At 58.2% G+C, this 20,637-nt stretch carries 16 protein-coding genes and 7 pseudogenes; 17 read left to right on the forward strand and 6 right to left on the reverse strand.

What is annotated here, in order from left to right; genetic code table 11:
• Together ACEWPM_RS19190 and ACEWPM_RS19195 are read left to right on the forward strand one after the other, a co-directional pair.
• On the forward strand, positions 1-278 hold a 278-nt coding region (locus tag ACEWPM_RS19190), incomplete at its 5' end, for a transposase (RefSeq protein WP_420768112.1).
• A gap of 7 nt (positions 279-285) precedes the next feature.
• Positions 286-555, forward strand: a pseudogene (locus ACEWPM_RS19195) (integrase core domain-containing protein); the annotation flags it as partial.
• Between the two features lie 274 nt (positions 556-829).
• Here ACEWPM_RS19195 and ACEWPM_RS19200 read toward each other — a convergent pair.
• The gene (locus ACEWPM_RS19200; protein ID WP_393964133.1) at positions 830-1,603 is read right to left on the reverse strand and encodes a DeoR/GlpR family DNA-binding transcription regulator; all 774 of its coding nucleotides are present in this window, start codon (positions 1,601-1,603) and stop codon (positions 830-832) included.
• A 197-nt stretch (positions 1,604-1,800) separates the two neighbouring features.
• On the opposite strand from ACEWPM_RS19200, the gene ACEWPM_RS19205 reads away from it, so the two are divergent.
• The 9 genes and pseudogenes from ACEWPM_RS19205 to ACEWPM_RS19245 all read left to right on the forward strand — a co-directional run bounded on the left by ACEWPM_RS19205 (position 1,801) and on the right by ACEWPM_RS19245 (position 10,272).
• Positions 1,801-2,799 (forward strand): ABC transporter substrate-binding protein, encoded by a 999-nt coding sequence (locus ACEWPM_RS19205; protein ID WP_393964132.1) that lies wholly within the window; start codon positions 1,801-1,803, stop codon positions 2,797-2,799.
• Between the two features lie 102 nt (positions 2,800-2,901).
• Positions 2,902-3,942, forward strand: a complete 1,041-nt coding sequence (locus ACEWPM_RS19210; RefSeq protein WP_393964131.1) for an ABC transporter ATP-binding protein — start codon at positions 2,902-2,904, stop codon at positions 3,940-3,942.
• Positions 3,942-5,621 carry an ABC transporter permease subunit gene (locus tag ACEWPM_RS19215; RefSeq protein ID WP_393964130.1) on the forward strand — a complete coding sequence of 560 codons (1,680 nt, stop codon included), beginning with the start codon at positions 3,942-3,944 and terminating at the stop codon, positions 5,619-5,621. Before ACEWPM_RS19210 ends, ACEWPM_RS19215 begins: the two co-directional genes overlap by 1 nt.
• Before the next feature lie 12 nt (positions 5,622-5,633).
• Positions 5,634-6,332, forward strand: coding sequence for an HAD family hydrolase (locus tag ACEWPM_RS19220; RefSeq protein WP_393964129.1), 699 nt, complete (start codon positions 5,634-5,636; stop codon positions 6,330-6,332).
• 147 nt (positions 6,333-6,479) lie between these two features.
• A complete protein-coding gene (gene tnpA / locus ACEWPM_RS19225; RefSeq protein WP_420768113.1) occupies positions 6,480-6,890 on the forward strand; it encodes an IS66-like element accessory protein TnpA in 411 nt (136 codons plus the stop codon).
• A complete protein-coding gene (tnpB, locus tag ACEWPM_RS19230) occupies positions 6,887-7,240 on the forward strand; it encodes an IS66 family insertion sequence element accessory protein TnpB (RefSeq protein ID WP_393964028.1) in 354 nt (117 codons plus the stop codon). Before tnpA ends, tnpB begins: the two co-directional genes overlap by 4 nt.
• 54 nt (positions 7,241-7,294) lie before the next feature.
• Positions 7,295-8,230 (forward strand): annotated as a pseudogene (gene tnpC, locus ACEWPM_RS19235) (IS66 family transposase); the annotation flags it as partial.
• Positions 8,231-8,865: 635 nt separating this feature from the next.
• Positions 8,866-9,183 (forward strand): HPF/RaiA family ribosome-associated protein, encoded by a 318-nt coding sequence (locus ACEWPM_RS19240; RefSeq protein WP_393964027.1) that lies wholly within the window; start codon positions 8,866-8,868, stop codon positions 9,181-9,183.
• An 897-nt stretch (positions 9,184-10,080) separates the two neighbouring features.
• The gene (locus ACEWPM_RS19245) at positions 10,081-10,272 is read left to right on the forward strand and encodes a hypothetical protein (RefSeq protein ID WP_393964031.1); all 192 of its coding nucleotides are present in this window, start codon (positions 10,081-10,083) and stop codon (positions 10,270-10,272) included.
• Here the strand turns inward: ACEWPM_RS19245 and ACEWPM_RS19250 are convergent.
• Together ACEWPM_RS19250 and ACEWPM_RS19255 are read right to left on the reverse strand one after the other, a co-directional pair.
• Positions 10,247-10,644 (reverse strand): annotated as a pseudogene (locus ACEWPM_RS19250) (transposase); the annotation flags it as partial. The gene ACEWPM_RS19245 and the pseudogene ACEWPM_RS19250 sit on opposite strands and share 26 nt — an antisense overlap.
• A 387-nt stretch (positions 10,645-11,031) precedes the next feature.
• A complete protein-coding gene (locus ACEWPM_RS19255) occupies positions 11,032-13,029 on the reverse strand; it encodes an FAD-dependent oxidoreductase (RefSeq protein ID WP_393964026.1) in 1,998 nt (665 codons plus the stop codon).
• Between the two features lie 503 nt (positions 13,030-13,532).
• On the opposite strand from ACEWPM_RS19255, the pseudogene ACEWPM_RS19260 reads away from it, so the two are divergent.
• The 5 genes and pseudogenes from ACEWPM_RS19260 to ACEWPM_RS19280 all read left to right on the forward strand — a co-directional run.
• Positions 13,533-13,652 (forward strand): annotated as a pseudogene (locus ACEWPM_RS19260) (transposase); the annotation flags it as partial.
• Positions 13,653-13,724: 72 nt separating this feature from the next.
• A pseudogene (tnpC, locus tag ACEWPM_RS19265) lies at positions 13,725-14,840 on the forward strand (IS66 family transposase); the annotation flags it as partial.
• Positions 14,837-15,439, forward strand: a complete 603-nt coding sequence (locus ACEWPM_RS19270; RefSeq protein ID WP_009827082.1) for a plasmid pRiA4b ORF-3 family protein — start codon at positions 14,837-14,839, stop codon at positions 15,437-15,439. The pseudogene tnpC (ACEWPM_RS19265) and the gene ACEWPM_RS19270, both read left to right, overlap by 4 nt.
• A 39-nt stretch (positions 15,440-15,478) precedes the next feature.
• Positions 15,479-15,793, forward strand: a pseudogene (locus ACEWPM_RS19275) (YaeQ family protein); the annotation flags it as partial.
• 629 nt (positions 15,794-16,422) lie between these two features.
• Positions 16,423-17,049, forward strand: coding sequence for a phage tail tip lysozyme (locus tag ACEWPM_RS19280; RefSeq protein ID WP_393964025.1), 627 nt, complete (start codon positions 16,423-16,425; stop codon positions 17,047-17,049).
• Positions 17,050-17,452: 403 nt separating this feature from the next.
• Here ACEWPM_RS19280 and ACEWPM_RS19285 read toward each other — a convergent pair.
• The 3 genes and pseudogenes from ACEWPM_RS19285 to ACEWPM_RS19295 all read right to left on the reverse strand — a co-directional run.
• Positions 17,453-17,788 (reverse strand): annotated as a pseudogene (locus tag ACEWPM_RS19285) (hypothetical protein); the annotation flags it as partial.
• Complete coding sequence (locus tag ACEWPM_RS19290; RefSeq protein ID WP_393964024.1) at positions 17,749-17,964, reverse strand: hypothetical protein; 216 nt, start codon at positions 17,962-17,964, stop codon at positions 17,749-17,751. The pseudogene ACEWPM_RS19285 and the gene ACEWPM_RS19290, both read right to left, overlap by 40 nt.
• A 229-nt stretch (positions 17,965-18,193) precedes the next feature.
• A complete protein-coding gene (locus tag ACEWPM_RS19295; RefSeq protein WP_393964023.1) occupies positions 18,194-19,198 on the reverse strand; it encodes a response regulator in 1,005 nt (334 codons plus the stop codon).
• Positions 19,199-19,598: 400 nt separating this feature from the next.
• On the opposite strand from ACEWPM_RS19295, the gene ACEWPM_RS19300 reads away from it, so the two are divergent.
• Complete coding sequence (locus ACEWPM_RS19300) at positions 19,599-20,609, forward strand: response regulator (protein WP_393964022.1); 1,011 nt, start codon at positions 19,599-19,601, stop codon at positions 20,607-20,609.
• Positions 20,610-20,637: the final 28 nt, after the last annotated feature.

A 20,637-nucleotide genomic window follows, 5' to 3' on the forward strand; every position in this document is an offset into this window, starting at 1 on the left:
CCAAATTTATCAGGGGGGTCACTTTTGGACGCCGATCACCCCAATACAGGGGTCAAAGTTGCATGCTGATCCACAGCAACGAGAACACCAACGGCTTGTTCCGCCAATACTTCCCAAAGGGGACGGACCTCAGCCGACACGGCGCCGACGAAGTGAGGGCCGTTGCCCATGCGGTCAACACGCGACCACGCAAAACGCTGGCCTGGCAGACACCGGCGGAGGCTCTCGACCGGCTGCTCAAACAGGATATAATCGAGGCTGTTGCAACGGCCGGTTGAATCCGTCCAATACTGTTCGCACGACCATCAGAAGGTCCTACGTGAACACGGCCTGAAGGCGTCGATGAGCGGAAAAGGCAACTGCTATGACAATGCCGCCGTCGAGAGCTTCTTCAAGACGATCAAGGCTGAACTGATCTGGCGCAGGTCATGGGAGACACGCCGACAGGCTGAGACGGCCATCTTCCAATACACCAACGGCTTCTATAATCCGCGCCGTCGGCATTCAGCATTGGGAGGCAAAAGCCCTGTCACCTTCGAACGCCAAGTGGCATAAATGAGCACTTGGAGCGGCATCAAACCCTAACAGGTCCAATTCGTGGCCTTCAGATTTGTCGAGCCACCTCTGCCAGAAATTGCACGAAGCGGGACTTGGCAATCCACTGGATATTGCTGCTGCGCCAGTCATCCACCTGAAGTGGCCAAGCGCGATGTACGGATGGTGGTGAAGCATCAAGACGATTCTGACACTCAATCGGCCACGATCAAACCGGCCTCGCCTTAGATCAGTTCTGGCCCCCTGAGCGCCAGCAAGGCAGCGACAGGTCCGGTTAGAGCGACACGATATCAACATCCTGTTGCGCGGCCAGCGTCGATAGCGGGGATGGCAGCCGATCATCCGTCACAACGATGTCGATTTCGTGCAGGTCGCATAATTTTACCAGCCCGCCATTGCCGATCTTGTTCGAGGTCAGGGCCAGCACGATCTGCCGCGCTTGGGCCATGGCGGTGCGTACCCTTTGGACCTCGAAAGCGTCATCATCGCGCAGATGCCCCTGCATATCCAGGCCGCTTACGGCAAGGATGGCAAAATCGAAACTGAACTGGCGGATGAACTCTTCGGCGCCCGTGCCGATGATGGCGCCATCAATGTGGCGCACGACGCCGCCGGGGATGGCGACGGTGAAATCCTCGCGCCCGTCGAACAGCATTGCACTGCGGATGCTGTAGGTGACGATCTTGAGGTTGCGCCGCTCCAGCAGGGCCAGCGCGATCGCCTCGCAGGTTGTGCCGATGTCGAGAAACACCGTGGCCCCGTCCGGCACCAGGTCCGCGATGCGGTCGGCGATCACCTTCTTTTCCGCTGTTTGTGTTCGGCGGCGTTTCTGGTAAGCCCCCCGGTCAAGCGCGCCGGTGAAGGCGATGCCCCCATGCGTGCGCCGGGCGCGTCCTTGGCTCTCCAGTTCCAGCGCGTCGCGGCGGACGGTCTGCACCGACACTCCCAGATTTGCGGCGGCCTCGGCCAGGCTGATATGACCGTGTTCCTCGACGATTCGCGACAATGCGCGGCGGCGCTTTTTCTTCTTGTCCGGGGCGTGGTCCATGGGCGGTTATCCGATTCGCATCTGTTCGCGCACAGCCCAGGATGGCCCGGTGCGCCGACCCATCATATACCGGAAAACATGGCGATCTCCATAGATTTGGAAGAAAGTTTACATTTCCCTTGTTATATTTCTTACATTTTGTAGGCTGCTGTCAGCGAAACTACGAAACTCGAAACAACAATCGACGAGGACCGACAATGAAACTTTGTTCCATTTCCCTGATCGCCGCTCTGATGATGAGCACCGCCGCCACAGCGGGCGAACTGACGATCTATACCTCTTATGAAGAGGACGAGGCGGCGGCCTTCCTCGATCTGGCGCGCCAATCCATGCCGGATGTCGAATTGAACATGCTGCGCCTGTCGCAGGGCGATCTGGTCGCGCGCATCATCGCCGAAAAGGGCAATCCGCAGCATGACCTGCTGTGGGGCTTTGCCGCGTCGGCCATCGTCAACCCGCAAATCGAGGAAACGCTGGAGCCTTACGCGCCCGACGGGGTGAAGGCGATCCCGGCGCAGTTCCGTTCGCCCGAGGACAAATGGTTTGCCGTGTCGGGCTACATGGCCGCGTTTTGCGTCAACAACGAGCGGCTGAAGGACAAGGGCTTGGAAATGCCGACCTCCTGGGCCGACCTGACCGATCCCGCGTTCAAGGGCGAGGTGGTGATGCCGAACCCCGCGTCGTCCGGTACGGGCTATATCCAGATCAGTTCGCTTCTTCAGATAATGGGCGAAGAAGATGGCTGGGCCTTCCTCGACAAGCTGGATGAAAACGTCGCGCAATACATCAAGTCGGGCTCCAAGCCGTGCCATGCGGCCTCGGCCGGCGAATACGTAGTCGGCGCGTCCTACGACATGCGCGCGATCAAGAACATCGACGAGGGTTATCCGATCACGATGGTCATCCCCGCCGAGGGCTCGGGCAACGAGCTGGAGGCGAATGCGCTGGTCAAAACCTCGGACAACAAGGAGGATGCCAAGCGTTTCCTCGACTGGACCGTCACGCCCGAAGCGGCCACCGCCTATGGCAAGTGGAAGGCGATCGTGACCATGCCGGGCGGCGAGAAGCCGCAGCAATTCCTTGATGCGGGTCTGCCGCAGGACACGTCCGACGTGCTGCATCCGACCGATTTCAAGGCGGCAGCCGAAGAGCGCACCGCGATCATTAACGAGTGGCAGAAGCGGTACGAACGCTGATCGCTGTGTGACCAGCGGCGGCGGCAACATCGTCGCCGGCCCGCCTATGCCCCGCACCCTAGGTGGTGCGGGGCGTTTTGTTCAAAGAATTGAAGGCGCCTCATGGATCTCGACGTCCGAAACATCACCAAGACTTACGGCCCGGTCACCGCGCTGAACGATCTGTCGCTGACCATTCCGGCGGGCAGCCTGACCTGTTTTCTCGGCCCGTCCGGCTGTGGCAAGACCACGCTGCTCCGCGTCATCGCAGGGCTGGAGATGCCCGATTCAGGACGTGTGATGCTGGGGGATGAGGATCTGTCGGACACGCCGCCCTCCGAGAGGAATTTCGGCGTCGTCTTTCAATCTTATTCGCTGTTTCCCAACCTCAGCGCGATCCGCAACGTGCAATACGGGCTGGAATGTCGCGGCTGGAGCCGTGCGCGCCGCCGCGACCGCGCGCGCGAGATGCTGGAGCTTGTGGATCTGGGCGATCAGGCGGACAAGCTGCCCGAGCAAATGTCGGGCGGCCAGCAACAGCGCGTCGCGCTGGCCCGCGCACTAGCGCCCGAGCCGTCACTTTTGCTGCTGGACGAGCCTTTGTCGGCGCTCGACGCCAAGGTGCGCGCCGGCCTGCGCGGCGAGATCCGCCGTATTCAGCAGCGTTTCGGCATCACCACGGTGATGGTCACGCATGATCAGAACGAGGCGCTGGAAATGTCCGACCAGATCGCGCTGCTCCGACAGGGCGAGATCGAGCAGGTCGGCAGCGCCCGTGACCTTTATGCACATCCCCGAACCCGGTTCGTGGCGGACTTCATCGGCGCGATCAATCTCTTGCCGGTCAGCGCCGGTTCGGAGGGCACGGCACGATACGGCAGGGCCACGCTGCACTACGCGGGCGCGCTGGAAGGCGCAACCACGCTGGGCCTGCGCCCTGAGGCCATTACGCTTGGCAGCGGTGCAGGGGAGGGCGACAACGCCCTGCAATGCACGGTGACCGCATCGCGGTTCCTGGGCAATCTGCAACAGATCGACCTGCGGCCCGATTGCGCGCCCGATCAATCGCTCAGCGTCGAGATGAACGGCCTCACGGAAACGCCGCAGATCGGCGCGCAGGTCACGGCCCGCTTCGCGGCGCCTGCGCTTCAGGTGCTGCGCTGATGGCCGACGCATCCGTATCCCCGCGCCGACGCCTGTTGCCCAAGCTGAGCGGCAACACCGTGTCGCTGATCCTGTCGGCCCTCGTCATCATCGGGCTGGCGGTGTTCTTCATCGTACCCGTCTTTGCGATCCTCTGGCGCAGCTTCGATGTGGACGGGGCGGCCGGCTTCGGCAACTATGCCTCCACGCTGAGCGATCCGCGCATGTGGGAGCTGGTTGGCAACAGCCTTGGGATGGCGGCGTTGTCGGCGACCTGCGCGGTGACGCTGTCTTATTTCTACGCCTACGCGCTGCAACGCACGAACGTCGTTTGCAAATCCGTGCTGCGGATGGTGGTCATGCTGCCGCTTTTCGCGCCGTCGCTGATCCAGGCGCAGGGGCTGATTTTCCTCTTGGGGCGCAACGGCATTTTCAACCGCTTTCTCGGGTTCGAAATCGACATCTACGGATTCTGGGGCGTGGCGATCGCCAATTCGCTCTACACCTTTCCCTATGCCTTCCTGATCCTGTCGGCGGCGCTGGCCGTGGCCGATGCGCGCCTTTACGAGGGGGCGATCGTCATGGGCGCGAAGCCGTGGAAGATATTCCGTACCGTCACCCTGCCCTCGACACGCTACGGCATCGCGGCGGCGATGTTCGTCACGTTTTCGCTATCGATCACTGATTTCGGCAATGCCGTCGTCATCGGCGGCGATTTCAATGTGCTGGCGACCGAGATCTACAACAAGGTCATTGGCCAGGCGCAATTCCATCTCGGCGCGGTGATCGGGGTGATCCTGCTGGTGCCGGCGGCGCTGTCGAAGCTGATCGTGGGCTATATCTCCAAGCGGCAGCATTCGCAGGTCACGGATAAATCCGTCGCGTTACAGGTGCGGCCCAACCGGCGGCGCGACATGGCTTACGGCGCCTATGCCGGTGTCATCACGGTAATTTTTCTGTCCGTTCCGCTGATCGTGTTCTTTGCCAGCCTGGTGCAGCTCTGGCCCTACAAGATAGCTCTGACGCTGAAGCATTACGCCTTTGACGTGCAGAACGGGACCGAGCCGTTGTGGAATTCCATCGGCGTGGCACTGGCCACCGCGACCTTGGGCGTTGCCGCCGTGTTGGCTGCGTCGATCGTCACCATGAAGTTCCGCACGGTCCTGAGCGCGCCGATCTCGTTCCTGTCCACCTTGCCCGCGTCGATCCCCGGCATGGTACTGGGGCTGGGATATGTGCTGGCCTTCAACAGCCTGGCGAACCCGCTGAATTTCCTCTACGGCACATTTCCGCTGATCGTGCTGCTTTATATCTACTACAACCATGCGCAGGGATTCCTGATCACCACGACCAGCCTCAAGCAGATCAGCTCGACCTTCGACGAGGCGTCGACGATGCTGGGGGGCGGCGCGCTGCGCACTCTCTTCAAGGTGACGCTGCCGCTGATCTGGCCGACGCTGCTCGGGGTTGGCGTGTTCTTCTTCATGCGCGCCATGGTGTCGCTGTCAGCGGTGATCTTCCTGATCACGCCGCAAACGCAGGTGGCGGCGGTGTCGGTCTTGCAACTGGCCGATCGCGGCGCGACCAACCAGGCGGCGGCATTTTCGGTGTGCATCATGGCCATCGTGATGCTGATGTTGCTGATCGTGCGCGGCATCCTGTGGCTGTCCGGCGCGCGCGGCGTCACATTGATCCGGTAAAATGGTGCGGATATGACAATCAAGGCCATCCTTTTTGACAAGGACGGGACGCTGCTGGATTATCACGCGACCTGGACGCCGGTAAATTTGCAGGCGGCGCAGGTTGCGTCCGGCTGCGATGCGGCGTTGGCCGCACGCCTGCTGACCCTCGCGGATGCCGACCCCGAAACGGGCCGCGCCCATGCCGGCGGGCTGCTTGCCGCGGGCAACACGGCCGAGATCGCGGATGCCTGGATTTCCGGCGGCGCCGCGATGCCGCGTGCGGCGCTGATCAACCGGATAGACCGGATCTTCACCGACGCGATGCGCAGCGCCGTGCCGATAGAGGGCGGGTTTGAGGCCATTCGCGCGCTGCATGCGCGCGGCTACAAAATGGGCGTTGCCAGCAGCGACAGCGAAAAGGCGATCGGCGTCTTTCTGGACAGCGCCGGCCTGGCCCCATATTTCGATTTTATCGCGGGCTACGATTCCGGCCACGGGCACAAACCCGACCCCCGCGCCCTGCTGGCGTTCTGCCAGACCATGCGCATCGCCCCGGATGCAGCGGCAATGGTGGGCGACAATATCCAAGATCTTCAGCTCGCCCGTGCGGGCGGTGCCGGGCGCGCCGTGGGCGTGCTCAGCGGAACCGGCACGCAGACCGTGCTGAAGCCGCTGGCCGATATCGTCATTCCCGATATCAGCCAACTTGGCGCGGGCGGCGTGCTGTGAGCCCCCGGCGCAGCAGGGCGGCCGGTTTGCGAAGCCGGGGATTCGTGGCAGCCTTGGCCGGGCATAAGCGTCAGCTGGCCCCACCTGTTCCGGATCGGCCGTTTCTGAGAAGCCGTGTCTGTTTTGGAACAGGGATGGAGTTTCTCCATGGAAGATACGTTGGAGTTTTTCCGGTCGGGCGGAGTTGATGTCTCCACCGCGGGTCGACGGCGGTGGCCTGATGATCTGAAGGCCCGGATCGTCGCGGAGACCCTGGAGCCCGGAGTGACGGTTCGCGAGGTTGCCGGTAGGTATGGTGCGCGCGCGAACCGGATTTCGGAATGGCGGAGGCTTGCGAAGGACGGCAAGCTGGTTCTGCCGGCCGTTTCGGAACCTCCTGGATTTGCGCCGCTGATGCTTTGCGATGAGGAGCCTTTGTGTTCATCGCCGGAGACCACCTCGGCCCCGGAGGCGCCTTCGATCGAGATCATCGTTGGTGAAGTATCCATTCGCTTGAACGGGAACGCTTCGGCAGCGCAGATTGCCGAGATCGTCCACGCTGTGGGCTGCCGAACATGATGATGCCTTTAAACAGAGTGCGCATTCTGGTGGCGACGCAGCCGGTCGACTTCAGGAAGGGGCATGACGGACTCGCCGCACTGGTGCAATCGGTCCCAGGAGAGGACCCGTTCACCGGCACCGTGTTTTTGTTCCGGGCGAAGCGCGCCGACAGGCTGAAGATCCTGTTCTGGGATGGGAGCGGATTGGTGATGGCCTGCAAACGGCTCGAGGAGACCACCTTCACCTGGCCGGCGATCCGGAGTGGCGTGATGATGCTGAACCGGGCGCAGTTCGAGGCGCTGTTTGCCGGGTTGGACTGGCGCAAGGTGAAGGCGCTGGAGACCCGCCGTCCGGCTGCGGCAGAATGAATCAGGCGCATGAAAGGACGCGCATCCGACACCGGTTCGGGCTATCCTTGCGCCATGCCCGCCGCAGCGATCATCGACCTATCCGCCATCCCCGAGGCGCAGCGCGAAGCTGTCGCTGCGGTGCTGCGCGAGCGGGATGTGCTGAAGGAGGCCAACAAGCGCCTCGAGCATCTGGTCGCCGAGCTCAACCACGCGGTTCACGGCAAACGGTCGGAGAAGCTCGGCGAAGATGACCGGCAGCTGACCTTTGAGGACCTTGAGGTCGCGATCGCCGAGACCGAGGAGAAGCAGGAGGCGCAGGCGCCTTCCGAGCGCCGGCCCCGGCGTGCGGCCCGGCGCAACCGGGGCAACCTGCCCAAGGATCTGCCACGCATCGAGCGCGCGATCAAGCCGGACAATATGCAATGCCCCTGTGGCTGCGGTGAGATGCACAAGATCGGCGAAGATCGCATCGAGCGGCTGGATATCGTGCCCGCGCATCTGCGGGTGATCGTCACCGTTCGCCCCAAATACGCCTGTCGCGCCTGCACCGACGGTGTGATCCAGGCGCCGGCCCCGGCGCATCTCATCGAGGGCGGCCTGCCGACCGAGGGCGCCATCGCGCATGTGCTGGTGAGCAAATACGCCGATCATCTGCCATTGTATCGACAGAGCCGGATCCTCGCCCGATCCGGGATCGACATCCACCGCAGCACGTAGGCCGACTGGGTCGGCACCGCCGCCTTCCATCTCGGCCCCGTCGTCGACCGACTGGGCGACCATCTGGAGACATCAACCAAGCTGTTCATGGACGAGACCATCGCCCCGGTGCTGGATCCGGGGCGCGGCAGGACCAAGACCGGATATCTCCGGGCACTGGCTCGTGATGACCGGGGCTGCGGCGGGGATGATCCTCCGGGCGTGGTGTTCTTCTACGCCCCCGGCCGTGCCGGGGAGAACGTGGAGACATTCTTGCGGGGCTTCGACGGCATCCTGCAACTCGATGGCTATGACTCGCTTTGGACTTTCTGAGTTTTCTTTGCAGAAACCGCCATGGCTATTCCTGTTTCTAATTTCAGAGTGATGTGCTGGCACGAATGGCCAGCCTGATGATAAATCGAGCATGATTGATCAGGTGCCGACGCATTTCCGCACGCTATGGCTACGTACTTAGAAGCCGGAAGTTGATCGCACAGGGTCAGTTTACACAAACCGGCATCGCGACGTTGAGCTACCAGAACACCGCCAGTCTACTGGGCCTTCAAGATTGCGTATTGACCTCAATCAACGAAATTCGGAAGACTGGCTTTATGCTGCGCATGGTCGCCCTAGTTTTACCACCTGACAAAAGGCCTTGGGAAGATGTTTACCTATGTGCTGGACTGATTGCAGCGTGACACTTTTGTGGTCGGGGGCTGGTGGCTGACTCGATAATGACGTCCCGGAAGAGAACGTCGATCGGCCAGAGCATGGCAGTGAAACAATCCTTCTAACGTCGGTGGATCAGACGAATTTTCCTGCCAGAAAGCGACCTTATTCAGGCCCTTGATCCAGATCACTTCGAGACGTTTCCATACTTGGTACAATTATTCTGCTGATCAAGCAATCTCAGCGGTTTGCGAATGAATGTTCAAAAGGAAATCAACATGCATATCGAAGTCAGTACCGATAACAGCATCGAGGGGAGCGAAGCGCTTACCAACCTTATCAATGGTTTGGTTGAAAGTGAACTGGTTCACCTTGATGAACATCTCACCAGAATTGAGGTTCATCTTACCAAAGCGCGTAGTGGTCCGACGGGTCAGGAGGACATGCACTGCATGATCGAAGGGCGGCTGAAAGGACGGCAGCCCGTCGTCGCAAAGGATGCAGCCACTACACTGGAGAAGGCAGTCAAGGGCGCAGCGGGCAAGTTGAAAAGCTTGTTAGATAGCACGTTCGGAAAACTGTCGGATAGTCGGTAAGCTCTCGTGCAACAGCTTCCTCCGACGTGACCTAAGCTGCCTCGGCAAGACATCAAAAGTAAGGATATCAACCGTGAACGACGAAGACGACCTTTGGTCTCTCGAAGAACGGTTCTGGGCGGAAGGCGCTGATAGTGCGCGGCATATGACAGCAAAAGATGCAGTTTTTGTTTTCCCACACCCCGCTGGAATTCTTCAAGACGACTCTCGTTGGCAAGAGAGCGTCGTCGCGCAGAGATGGCGGTCCGTGTTAATGACAGAGCGCTACACTAAGCGAGCGAACGACGTCGCTGTACTAGCCTATCGCATTTCCGCAGAGCGAGAAGACACCCCTATCTATGAGGTCCTGTGTGAGCAGCCCCACTTTAGTGGTCCAATTTAAAAGTTAGTGCATGGTTGGCCTTTGATCCATCGGGATTATGGCGCTCTGGCGCAGGTGGGCGGTAGCCCAGAGCACTGTGCGGCCTGGCGGTGCTGTACAACTGAACATCAGAACACCCACGTTACCGACCGGCACGAGGTTCTTTATCGATGGCACCTTGGTTCGGGCGATCGGTTTATATCTATGAGACGAATGAGAAGGCTGGGGATTCTGTGTTTCGGTGCAATCTCACGAGTCGCCGATCGGACCGGCTTCTGGAAGTGCCCGTTTGGATGTTTGATCGGGCGGCATGTGCCGCCTGCCGCCGCGTTGATGTGGCGCATGTAGATCTGGCTGCCCTGAGGGCCCTTGCGGGGCTGATCTGCGAGGCTGGCCGGAGCTCGGAACCATATTTCCGTCTTCCGATTACTGGTAGGCGCAGCATTGGACTCTGAACACGAGATTCGGAGGTCGGCCAATACGCGACTGACCGGGCCTTCCGGCAGTATGATGCGTCGGACCCTGAGAACCGTCTGGTGACCGCCGAACTGGAAGCCCGGTGGAACCGGACGCTCCAACGGGTTCAGGAGACCGAGCACAAGCTTGCGCACCACGACGCGATCAACCCGAATGGGACAGTGCTGCCGGTGGAAGATCTGGCAGCTCTCGGGACCGATCTTGAACGCGTCTGGTTCGCGCCGGTCCCTGCGGCAACCGCCGTTGTGTAGACCGATGCTGGCCCAGAACACGGCAAATGCGACGCTCCGAAACGTTGATCTGGCTGCGGACCAGATCAATGCAGGCGCGCCGACGCGAGGGGCTCAGAAGTTTCCCCGTGCAGCCTCTGACAGGATCAGCTTATCCAACGTCAGATCCGATACGGCACGGCGAAGACGCTCGTTCTCCTTTTGGAGCCGCTTCAGTTCCTAAAGTTGCTCCGTGCCCATCCTGCCGTACTTCTTCTTCCAGCGGTAATACGTTTGCTCAGTCACACCGATCTGACGGATCGCATCCATCCGGGGCATGCCTTGCCCCATCAGAACTTCAACCTGCCGCAACTTCACGACAATCTCTTCCGGCTTGGGTTTCTTAATGGCCATCTATAGTTCCCCGCTTTCCTAATCATAGGGGCGGACCACTTCATTGGGGGAGCTCAGTTCCGATGATGTCGTGCTCAGGACCGTCGCTGGCATCCGTCAAGCACGCTTATGAGATGGGCACATCGGAATTGCACCGAACCAGCATCATGTTGGCAGCCAAGCGCTGACCACGGACCGAAGCATGTGCCCGAAGGACCTCATTACAGGGCGGCGTGAAGATCAGGCACTGACGCCAGAAAGTGTCGCTCTGCTGCTTCGGCGGGATCAGTCTTTTTTGCGCGAAATGCCTTGACTGGGACCGACCCGTTACCGAAGTCCGGAACGTAGCAATGTCGGTAACAACGACTCTACACCACCATATGAAGTGCGACACTGATGGCCATCCTCCTACTTCTCAGTGTTATCAAGTTTGGGCAAATTATTTGTTGCGTGCAATCCCGCAAGATAACCAAAAACCAAACTACTCCCGATCGAAAGGCCATGCGCGGGATAATGTCCATTTAGGAAGCTCGCTGAAGAAGATCCAACAGAGTATAAGTTTTCCCAAGGCACATCATTTTTTCTTAATACTCTGGAGTGCTGGTCGCAAGCCAAGCCGCCGTGCGTTGAAAATGCGGATAGACTATAGATACATAGGTAAAACTTGTCCCCCCTCAGCGGCTCCATCGAGCGAGATGGGGATTTATGATCTCTGTCTGGCTTCGGAAACCCAAGAACATCATATGCATTTGAACCTCGACCATACTCTGGATCATGGCCTTGACTTGCATACTGATTGAACCTGTGGAGGGTGTGAAGTAAGTTATCGGGAAATTCATCAGATAGTCTGAATTCCACTGCTTCTCTTTCAAACACTTTATCGACTTTGTCCCGAAGGTCAAAAAAATTATCACTTTCTAAAAGAAGTGATTGATCAAACGGCAAACTTATCCCAAAGCCCCAAGCGCGCTCCACAAACCTCTTGTCACAAACCAAGAAGAGGAACTCTTTGTCAGGATCTTCGAGGTGATACGAGGCTCTTTCATGATAGTTAAGCTTTTCGTTCATCAGACGTTTGCCACAACGGTCGACAACGAAAAAACTGTCTCCATACAAGAAAAACACAGGCTCGTGAGAAACGCCAGACCCTTTCTGTGCCAACTGGAAAACAGTTTGAGAGAGAAGGGGTTTTGGAGTCGTTTCAATCTTAACATCAAGATCATCGAATAGTTTTAACGCGCTACCGTCACTAGTTTCTGCGACACACGTTGATTTAATCGGCAGCTTGCTTGGGTGCTCTCCGCAAATCAATCTTTGCGTAAAGCAGCCAGTTCCAAAAATTGCCGCCTGTCCTACTGCGCAACGGATAGTTTCAGAACTACCAACTTCATTTAGTAGTACTGCGACAACTGTTTTGCCTTGCACCTCAATGCCCACGCAATCGTGCTCTAACAATATTTCTACGTCTGTTTTCTTTAAATGCCGGTGCAATTTTTCGGATAAGGTGAGTCCATGGCCCATGCCCCAGAATTTTGTCGGAAGCTTAACCAGCTGGTCCACCAGGGATGAGAAACTTCTGATTGAGAAGAACTGGTTAAATATATTCCTCCAGTGCTGTCTAATGCTCCTTCCAAAGTATTTAGCGGTCACTCGAAGATCAAAGTTTGCCCAAATATGCTTTCCATATGGGGTAATATTATAAGGGTTGTTCCACTTATAATCCCAAGATGCTACAGCAGCACTAGAAATTTCTCTTGGCGTTAGCTCGAAATCAAGGTCAGCCAGTGCTCTGGTAACCGCTGTTTCAGAGTCGGCTTTAGAGAAAAAGAATGCTCGGAAAATCTTCTCTAGTTGTGTGAATTTTAATACTCCACTCGTATCAAGATCTCGAATTACTTTTGAAGCCTGATCGATGTAAGTTTTTGTTCTATGGAACTCGTTTGGGTCAACACCACGCAGATCCAAGGAATGCTGATAGTTCGGCCAGCATTCACTTAGGAGAAAATCTAGTTCATTCTCTGGGGAGTGAAATATACCCTTTTTGTTCGCTAGGTGGTTGTTTGGAACCCAAATGCTTCCATTTGCGTATCGAGCAGTTCCTCCCAACAAAGGGGACTTTTCAATTAGCAGCACACTTTTCCCAGACCAAGCTGCGGCAGTGGCCGCACTCAATCCAGCGATACCTCCGCCAATAATTACAACATCTGCTCTTTTTTCTCGCTCCATTTTTTGCCCCCTGTCGGTTATCGTTGATACATAGAGTCCGTTAGTTTGCGATTGGTAGTCGGGTTGGCCGTTCTGGGCAAGCGCCGGGCGCGCTTCCAGGGGCGTGATGTTCCCGGGGTGATGAGTACGGTCTGACGACTTTTTAGTTATTTCGCCCGAGTTCCAATTGGAGCCGCGCATCGTCTAGTCACTCAACTGGTGGACGGAACGGAATTAGGTAACGATGATAGGCGGCTGCGGTATGGCTGTCTGCCCGATCTCGGTTCGTGAACCGTAGCGTCGTGCCGGGAGCCATCGTGAGACCAATCGGGTCGAACCAGTTCCTCTCTCCACGGGATGTGCCGGAGCATTTCGATCTCCACCCTGGTCTGTGCGAGTGCCAGGAAAGGGGTCCCGAGGGCGTCGGTGACGCCGCCCTCGAGGAGTACGATACGACTATTGATGTGGGTCATTGCGCAAGCCGTCCTTTTGCATCGGCGTCGTTGAAGAGCCCACAAGCGCATGCTGCTTCTCGACCCCCCGATGGCCGACGTTGTCGTAGATGTCTGCCGAGCTCACCTCGTGAAAGCTAATACCGAGGCCGCCGTATGCGACCTCTGCCTAATGTTCTTCCCACAGGTGCTGACGTTAGACATACCGATATTAAAAAGATGGCCCGTAAATCGAAAACCTGCTCACGTCTTATGACCGTCCCAGGTGTAGGGCCGATCACGGCACTGGCTTTTGCGGCCGCAATAGATGATCCGTCGAGTTTCCGACGATCGCGCGATGTCGGGCCTTACCTTCGGCTTGTCCAGCGGACGTTCAGCCGTGGTGGCGCCTTTTTCGATGCTGTTTTCTGGCACCACTTACCGTGGACAAAACTACACAATCCACAACCGCCGGCCCCGTTCCATGCCATTCCGCGCGGTTGGGCCGGGCCGCAACTGATCGCGATGATCGCCTTCGACAAGTATGGACAACATCAACCGTTGAACCGGCAATCCGAGCGCATTGCACGGGAGGGAGTTGATCTGAGCCTGTCCACCTTGGCTGATCTGATCGGCCATGCCTGTGTGGCGCTGACCCCCATTCATGCGTTAATCGCGCGCCACGTGCTGGATGCTGGCCGTTTGCATGGTGACGATACCACCGTGCCGCTACTGGCGCGTGGTGGCGCAAAGACGGCGCGACTGTGGACCTATGTGCGCGACGATCGACCGTGGGATGGGGGTGCGCCACCTGCCGCACTCTTCCACTTCTCAACAGATCGCCGGAAAGAACACCCGACACGGCATCTGGCCGAATGGCACGGTGTTCTTCAGTCGGACGTGTATGGCGGCTACAATGATTTGTATCTCGCAGATCGTAGTCCGGGCACAGTCCGTAGTGCGCTGTGTTGGAGCCACGCAAGACGCAAGTTCTTTGAACTGGCCGACATCAAGGCCATAGCCCGCAAGGGTAAAAAGGTAGCAAAAGAAATCTCGCCCATCGCGCTGGACGCTGTGACGCGGATCGATGCGATCTTTGCGGCCGAGCGTGACATCACCGGCCTGTCAGATGCAGCGCGTCATGAAGCTCGCCAGCAGTGGGTAGCGCCGATGGTCAATGATCTGCATGATTGGATGCTGGCCGAGCGGGCTCGGATGTCAAAGCACAACTCTGTTGCCAAGGCGATCAACTACATGCTCGAGGGCACATGTCGCTGGGAGGCCTTCACCGCATTCCTTGATGACGGGCGCCTCTGCCTCACGAACAATGCCGCCGAACGGGCGCTCAGAGGGATCGCATTGGGCAGAAAGTCATGGCTTTTTGCAGGGTCTGAACGCGGTGGCGATAGGGCAGCCTTCATGTATACCCTCATCGTCACGGCAAAAATGAACGACATCGACCCGCAGGCATGGATGGCAGACGTCTTGGCGCGACTGCCCGATATGCCTGTGTCACGCTTGCCAGAGCTGTTGCCCTGGAATTGGAAGGCCGCCATGGAATTGAAGAGGATTGCTGCATGACGCTGGTCGCGCGCATCAAGGTCACATTGTCCGATGTCGAGCCTCAGGTGCTTCGACGCTTTGATGTGCCCCTCAAGATCAAGCTGAACCGCCTGCATGATGTGATCCAGGCTGCCATGGGATGGACCGACAGTCACCTGTATGAGTTCAGGGCCGGCGGCAGCGGCTGGGGTGTGCCAGATCCAGATGGTTTTTACGATGGCCCGATGCCCGCCAGCAAAACCAGCCTGCTTGACGTGATCGAAGATGTGGGAACCAAGACCATCCATTACATCTATGACTTTGGCGACAACTGGCACCACGTGATCAAGATCGAGAAAATCGATGGCTCTATCGCGGGCGCCGCATATCCACGCCTTGTTAGGGCCATCGGTGCTTGCCCTCCCGAGGACGTGGGTGGCTTCTCCGGCTACGCTGACTTCCTTGATGCCATAGCCGACCCCAAGCACGAAGAACACAGCCAGATGCTGGAATGGTATGGGGGGCAGTTCGACCCGGATGAGGCAGAGATCGGCCGCATCCTCGATAACTTCGAGCGTCTTGCCAAAAAATGGGCCCCGAAACCGCGTAAACCAAAAGCCGCACCCAAACGCCTCTGATCAATACGCCGCGCCCACGGCCTTCGCCGAATGCTTACGATTGACGTCTGGGTTGCCCTCGGGCTTCCCAGCGAGAAGGTCATGCGCTAATCCTGCAGCAAGGCCGCAAAGGTGATCCTCTATCCTTATGGTGGCAAGACCGCCGAGATGTGGTGGGACAAGGTCAAGAGCGGCTCCACCCGGTTTGAAAATCTGCAGGTCGTCAATTTTTCCGAGACCGATACGGCGGCGCTTGCCAGGATCGCAAACCGCGCGATGAAGGTTCAGGTCAATGTTCAGGACGGCGAAGTGATGGTCGGCGTCAATGAGAACGTCGTCTATGTCACGCCCGATATCTGGACGGGCCCGGCTTAGCCTGTCATCGCTGACAGCAAAGCTGGACCAAGGTTGTCCCAAACGGCGTTAGTCGAATCTGATGGCAATGATCTGTTCGGTAACGCTGCGTCGCGGCTTCGTGGCTGATTGCAAAACTCCGCCAAGGCACGACTAAGGCCCGCCCTCCGGGAAACAGGTGGGGCAATTCGCTGCGACGGACAGCGACTGACAGATCCGGCTCGCACCTTCGCCGACCCGAACCCCCTCCCCTCGTACACGGTCCTCGCCCTATCTGTGCGGTCCAGCCGCAGTAGCGGACACGCCTCTTCCGCGTGGTCTTGAAGCCGAGTGTCGCAACTTTCTCGGTCGAGGGGAACTGGCATCCTTTAGCGGTGAACCGGGCGGACGATCTCATTGGAACGGCGGCAAAGATGTAGATCTCGGCGCCCTCCAGACCCTTCTTGGGCTCGCACCGCGACGGCCGCCACATGCGTCGACGGCAAATGGCGGGTGTGCTTCGAGGCTCCGATCTTGAAGGCTTGGCGGGCAATAATCCGCCGTTTTTGGCTTGCGAAAGCGCATAAGGTATCTTTCTGCAGCGCAGCATGAAATTGAGCTCCCTTCAGCGCCCTCAGCGGCGCGCGCACCTGCAGCAGATGTGAGTCACTATGAGATATATTGCCGCCGCAACCACCGCCCTTCTTATCGCCCTTGCTCCACCAGCATTCGCCGATCGCGGATCCAAGCTTCCCAATACAAATCCGAAACCTTCCGCCGCCAGCGAGGCGCCGGAGACGCAAGCCGCGCCGATTACCATTCCCGAACAGCTGATCGCGAACCTGCAAAGGGACTTCGGACTGACACGTAGCCAGGCGGCAGGCATCACCGGAAACCTCGCTCATGAGTCCGGGAATTTCCGGATGCTCGCCGAGATCGATGGCGGCTGCTACGGCTATTCCCAGTGGTGCGGCCCCCGCAAGAGCCGGTTTCGCAGCTACGCCGCGCGCGTCGGCGGCCAAGAGAGCTTCGAGGCGAACTACGGCTACCTGCATTACGAGCTGAAGACCGAGTATGGCGCAATGATACAACGCATCCGCGCAACGGATGACGTGAGCCAGGTTGCCCGAATCTTCATGAAGACCTTCCTGCGCCCGCGGGCTTCCACGGCGAACCTGGAGAGGCGTGTGCGCTTCTCGAAGATGTATTTGGCCGAAAGGTTCGACGGAGCCGGCTGCTACTCGCATTTCCAGCTCGAGGCCAGAAACCGGCCTGCAGCCTGCCCCGAGAATACGTAAAGTCAGAACCGATTGAATTCGGTCGAGCGTCCCCACTAGCCGCTGCAAGGCGAAGCGGTGACATGTGTGACCGTAGCTTATCGAAAGATGCTGCACGCTTTAGCGACTGAGCGCTAGAGGACGTTACGCGATAGGATTCCGCTGCCGGCGCAAGCCTGATATGGGCCGTTCGCGCTCCTTCACCCTTACGCAGGGAAGGGTGTATTTTGTTGAAAAACCCTTGCTTGATCGAAGCGTAAGTTGCTGATTCAATTCTTCTGACCAACGGGAGATTTGAGCAATGTTGGGACCGAGACAGGAAACGCAGGCAGCACTTTTCTACGAGTTCTCGGTTGGCAGCCTCGCCCTGCGCCTTCGGCAGAGAAAAGGCAATGATCAGGGAGAGTGCCGTTGGAATCGCCAGAATGGCAAAAGTCAAGTTGTGGCCGAAGACGCCGACCAGCCAAGCGCCACCCAGGAGCGCCAGAATGGGGCCGAGCCGCTGGATCGCTTGTCTGACCCCCACGCGTGACCCGATGCCCCTGCGGTATTCGATGGCATAGGAGAGCGTGGCGAGCACCAGAACCGCGTAGGTGAGCCCCCAGAGAACCCGAGCGGCCAGCATGATCGCCGGACCCTGACCAAAGCCATAGATCGTCGCGGAGGCCGTCGCGGTAACGGCGGCCACCATGCACATGCGCCGCACGCCTACCGCCTGCGTCAGCCGCGCGAGCAGCCAATAGGCAAAGACCCGCACCATCGGTTGGCCGACAGCATGACCCCGACCCAAGGCAGCGTGAGACCGAGAGACTCGGCGTAGACCGGGAACACCGCGTAGAGCAACGCATCCCCGAGGAGCGCCAGCGACATGATCGAGGACGAGCCAATGATGGCGTGCCAGCCGCCATGCCGGGCTTGGGGGGTGTCTGTGGTCACCAGGAGTGGGTCCTTTACGGGGCGTAGAAACGGTCAGGGCTGCCCGGTCGTAGGGGCGATCTCAACGCTAAATCTCTGAGCGCCTGGAACCTCCCTTGGCGCATGGGTGAGCTCGGGTCGATCTTCCAGCCTTATGCGCTGCTACCTTCATCAAGGTCGGCTGTGCGCAGCAAGCTGCCTTTGCATTATCTGGGCAATTAGCATAGCGCGCTTACGTGGTCGCCCGCTGCTAGGATTTGCCTTGCGTAACCACCTTTGGGAAAGATCTGATCTCTGACGATGTGGGGTCGCGCAATTCCACACGGCTGATCGCGGCCTTGGACGCCCGATGAAAATTCAGCTTGTGCGTGGTTTTTAGGCGGAACGGTTCTCCTGCGGAAACTTGCAGCGAGATCGACTTGCGGCAGACATCGGGAAGGCTTCCGGCCTTCAGTCTCGCCTCAAGCGCCTGCTCCATAACGCTCACTTCTTGGACTGCTGAGTGCTCGCACGCGCAGAGCAGGATGCCGTTGCCGACTTGGGCGACGAAAACCTTCTGCGGCGCGAATTCCGCATGGATTGCGCCGGCGGCAGAATCTAGTAGTCCGAGGAATTCCCTCGCTGTGGTGTTCGCGAAGACCTCGTCGATCCGGTGTAGCTTGATCGCAAGCAGGGCCGTGTTGCAGGTGTCGGCGCTTGTCACCTGATCGAGGTAGTTCTGGAAAACGCCCAAGGACAGGATCTTGTCCTTGCTAACCTTGGACTCGGTCAATTCACGGGCGGCATCATCCTTGTCCTCGCAAGGCACAAGAGAGAGATGTGTGCCCCCTTTATCGCGCTTTCGCAACGTTAAGTAGCTGTCCAAGGCCGCCTGACGCTCCTGAACCAGCCTTTCCGCTACCCTGATGCGCGTCAGCACCTCGAAGAAGCCATAGGGCTTGGTGACATAGTCAGTGGCGCCGTTCGAGAAAGCCCTCTCGACCGCGGCATGATCGCGGTTCTGGGTGATCATGATGATCGGTGTGTTCTTGTATCGCGGCTGCTGCCGAATCTCCGCGCAGAGCTGGATGCCATCCTTGCCCGGCATCTCGATGTCCAGAAGGATGCAGTCATAGGCGATGGCAGTGTCATTTAGCTTTTTCACCACATTGGCTGGCGAAGACATCAGGGTCACATGCTCGTACCCCCCTTGCTGCAAGCATTCGCTGAGAAGATCCAGCGCAACCTGATCGTCATCGACAGCAATTATTTTCATGGTCCTCAGTCCTTATTGGTAGCGTCACCGCCTTAAGGTGGCAGATCGTAGGAGAAATCGCGCGCAGCGAAGCACGTTCTGACGGAGACCAAAGAGGATAAGTTGGGCTAAATTATGGACACCTCCCAAAGATGAGCAAACCTGCGCGCATTAAAATTCACGCACCTTCATCACTCAGGCCCTATCCGCCGCTCGACCGGTAAAGAATTGCGTCGGGATCGTGGCGCTAGGAACTTAAAATACGCTATCGACCGTCCCAAAACCGTCGTTGATCCATATATTTATAACGTCTGACATGATTTTGAATTATCTTCAGCAATTCCGAGAAATTGCCACAATTACGTTTTAGCACGGAGGGCGAACCACTCCCGCACTCACATCTATCATGGAGGCCGTCACGGTGAATATTCTTCTGGTCGATGACGATCCCACCTTCAGCGATATCATTGCCGCAAAGCTTGAGCAGCTCGGCCATGTCTCGCTGACGCTTGCATCGTCGGCCGAGCATGCATTGCAGTTGGTCGACGCGACATCCGCCCCTTTTGATTGTTTCATTCTGGACATCATGATGGGTGAAATCGACGGGATAGAGCTTTGCCGCCGTCTTCGCCAACAGAGCAGATACAAGACGACTCCGATAATTATGGTGACAGCGAGCTTGGAAACCCCGCTGATGGATCAGGCCTTTCACGCAGGGGCTACTGATTTCCTAAGAAAGCCGCTCGACGAGGTAGAACTGGCCGGGCGGATCACGACTGCGATGCTGTTGGTCGACGCCTTGAAGCGCGAGAAGGCGGGGCGCGACGTTTTGCATTCCGTCCTAACGTCGCGTGGAGCGCCAAATGGTTTTGACATCTCCAAGCGCATCTGCTTTTACGACGTTCCCGGAATGATGGATTACCATGAGCTCGAAAATCGCTTGCTGCGGTTTCAAGACGGGCTCTATCAGATCAACGTTTTTCGTATCCTTATCCCGACCTTTCAGAAGGCGTGCCGTGATTACGACCACGCGGATGTCCTGCAACGCCTGCGCGCCGTCAGCGAAGCGGTCTCAGATGCCGTTCCAGGATCTTCACTTTTAATGTCCTATATTGGCAGAGGCCGGTTCATCTGCTGCATCCTGGGACGTGCGGGGCGCGTCTCGGCGATCTTTCAGAACAGCATTCAAGCCAATATCTGCTCGACCCTAAAAACTCTGAGCCTCAAGTTCAATGACAAGGTCGAGGTTTCCATCGATCAACTCAACGACCACCAGATCCTCAGCCGGGCCGCCGCAGCGGCCCTCGTTCGAAACGAGTATGAGATGGTTTCGTCATTCGCGTTGGAGAGCCCGCTACAGGTGGATGAAATCGAGGACAACATCTTTCTCGATACGGACTGGTTGGCCTGTGACGCTGTCGGGGATCACTGACGCGGCGTGAAATGGCGAGCTTCATCTG

The sequence above is a fragment of the Roseovarius maritimus genome (genome assembly GCF_043355895.2).
GTDB lineage: Bacteria > Pseudomonadota > Alphaproteobacteria > Rhodobacterales > Rhodobacteraceae > Roseovarius > Roseovarius maritimus.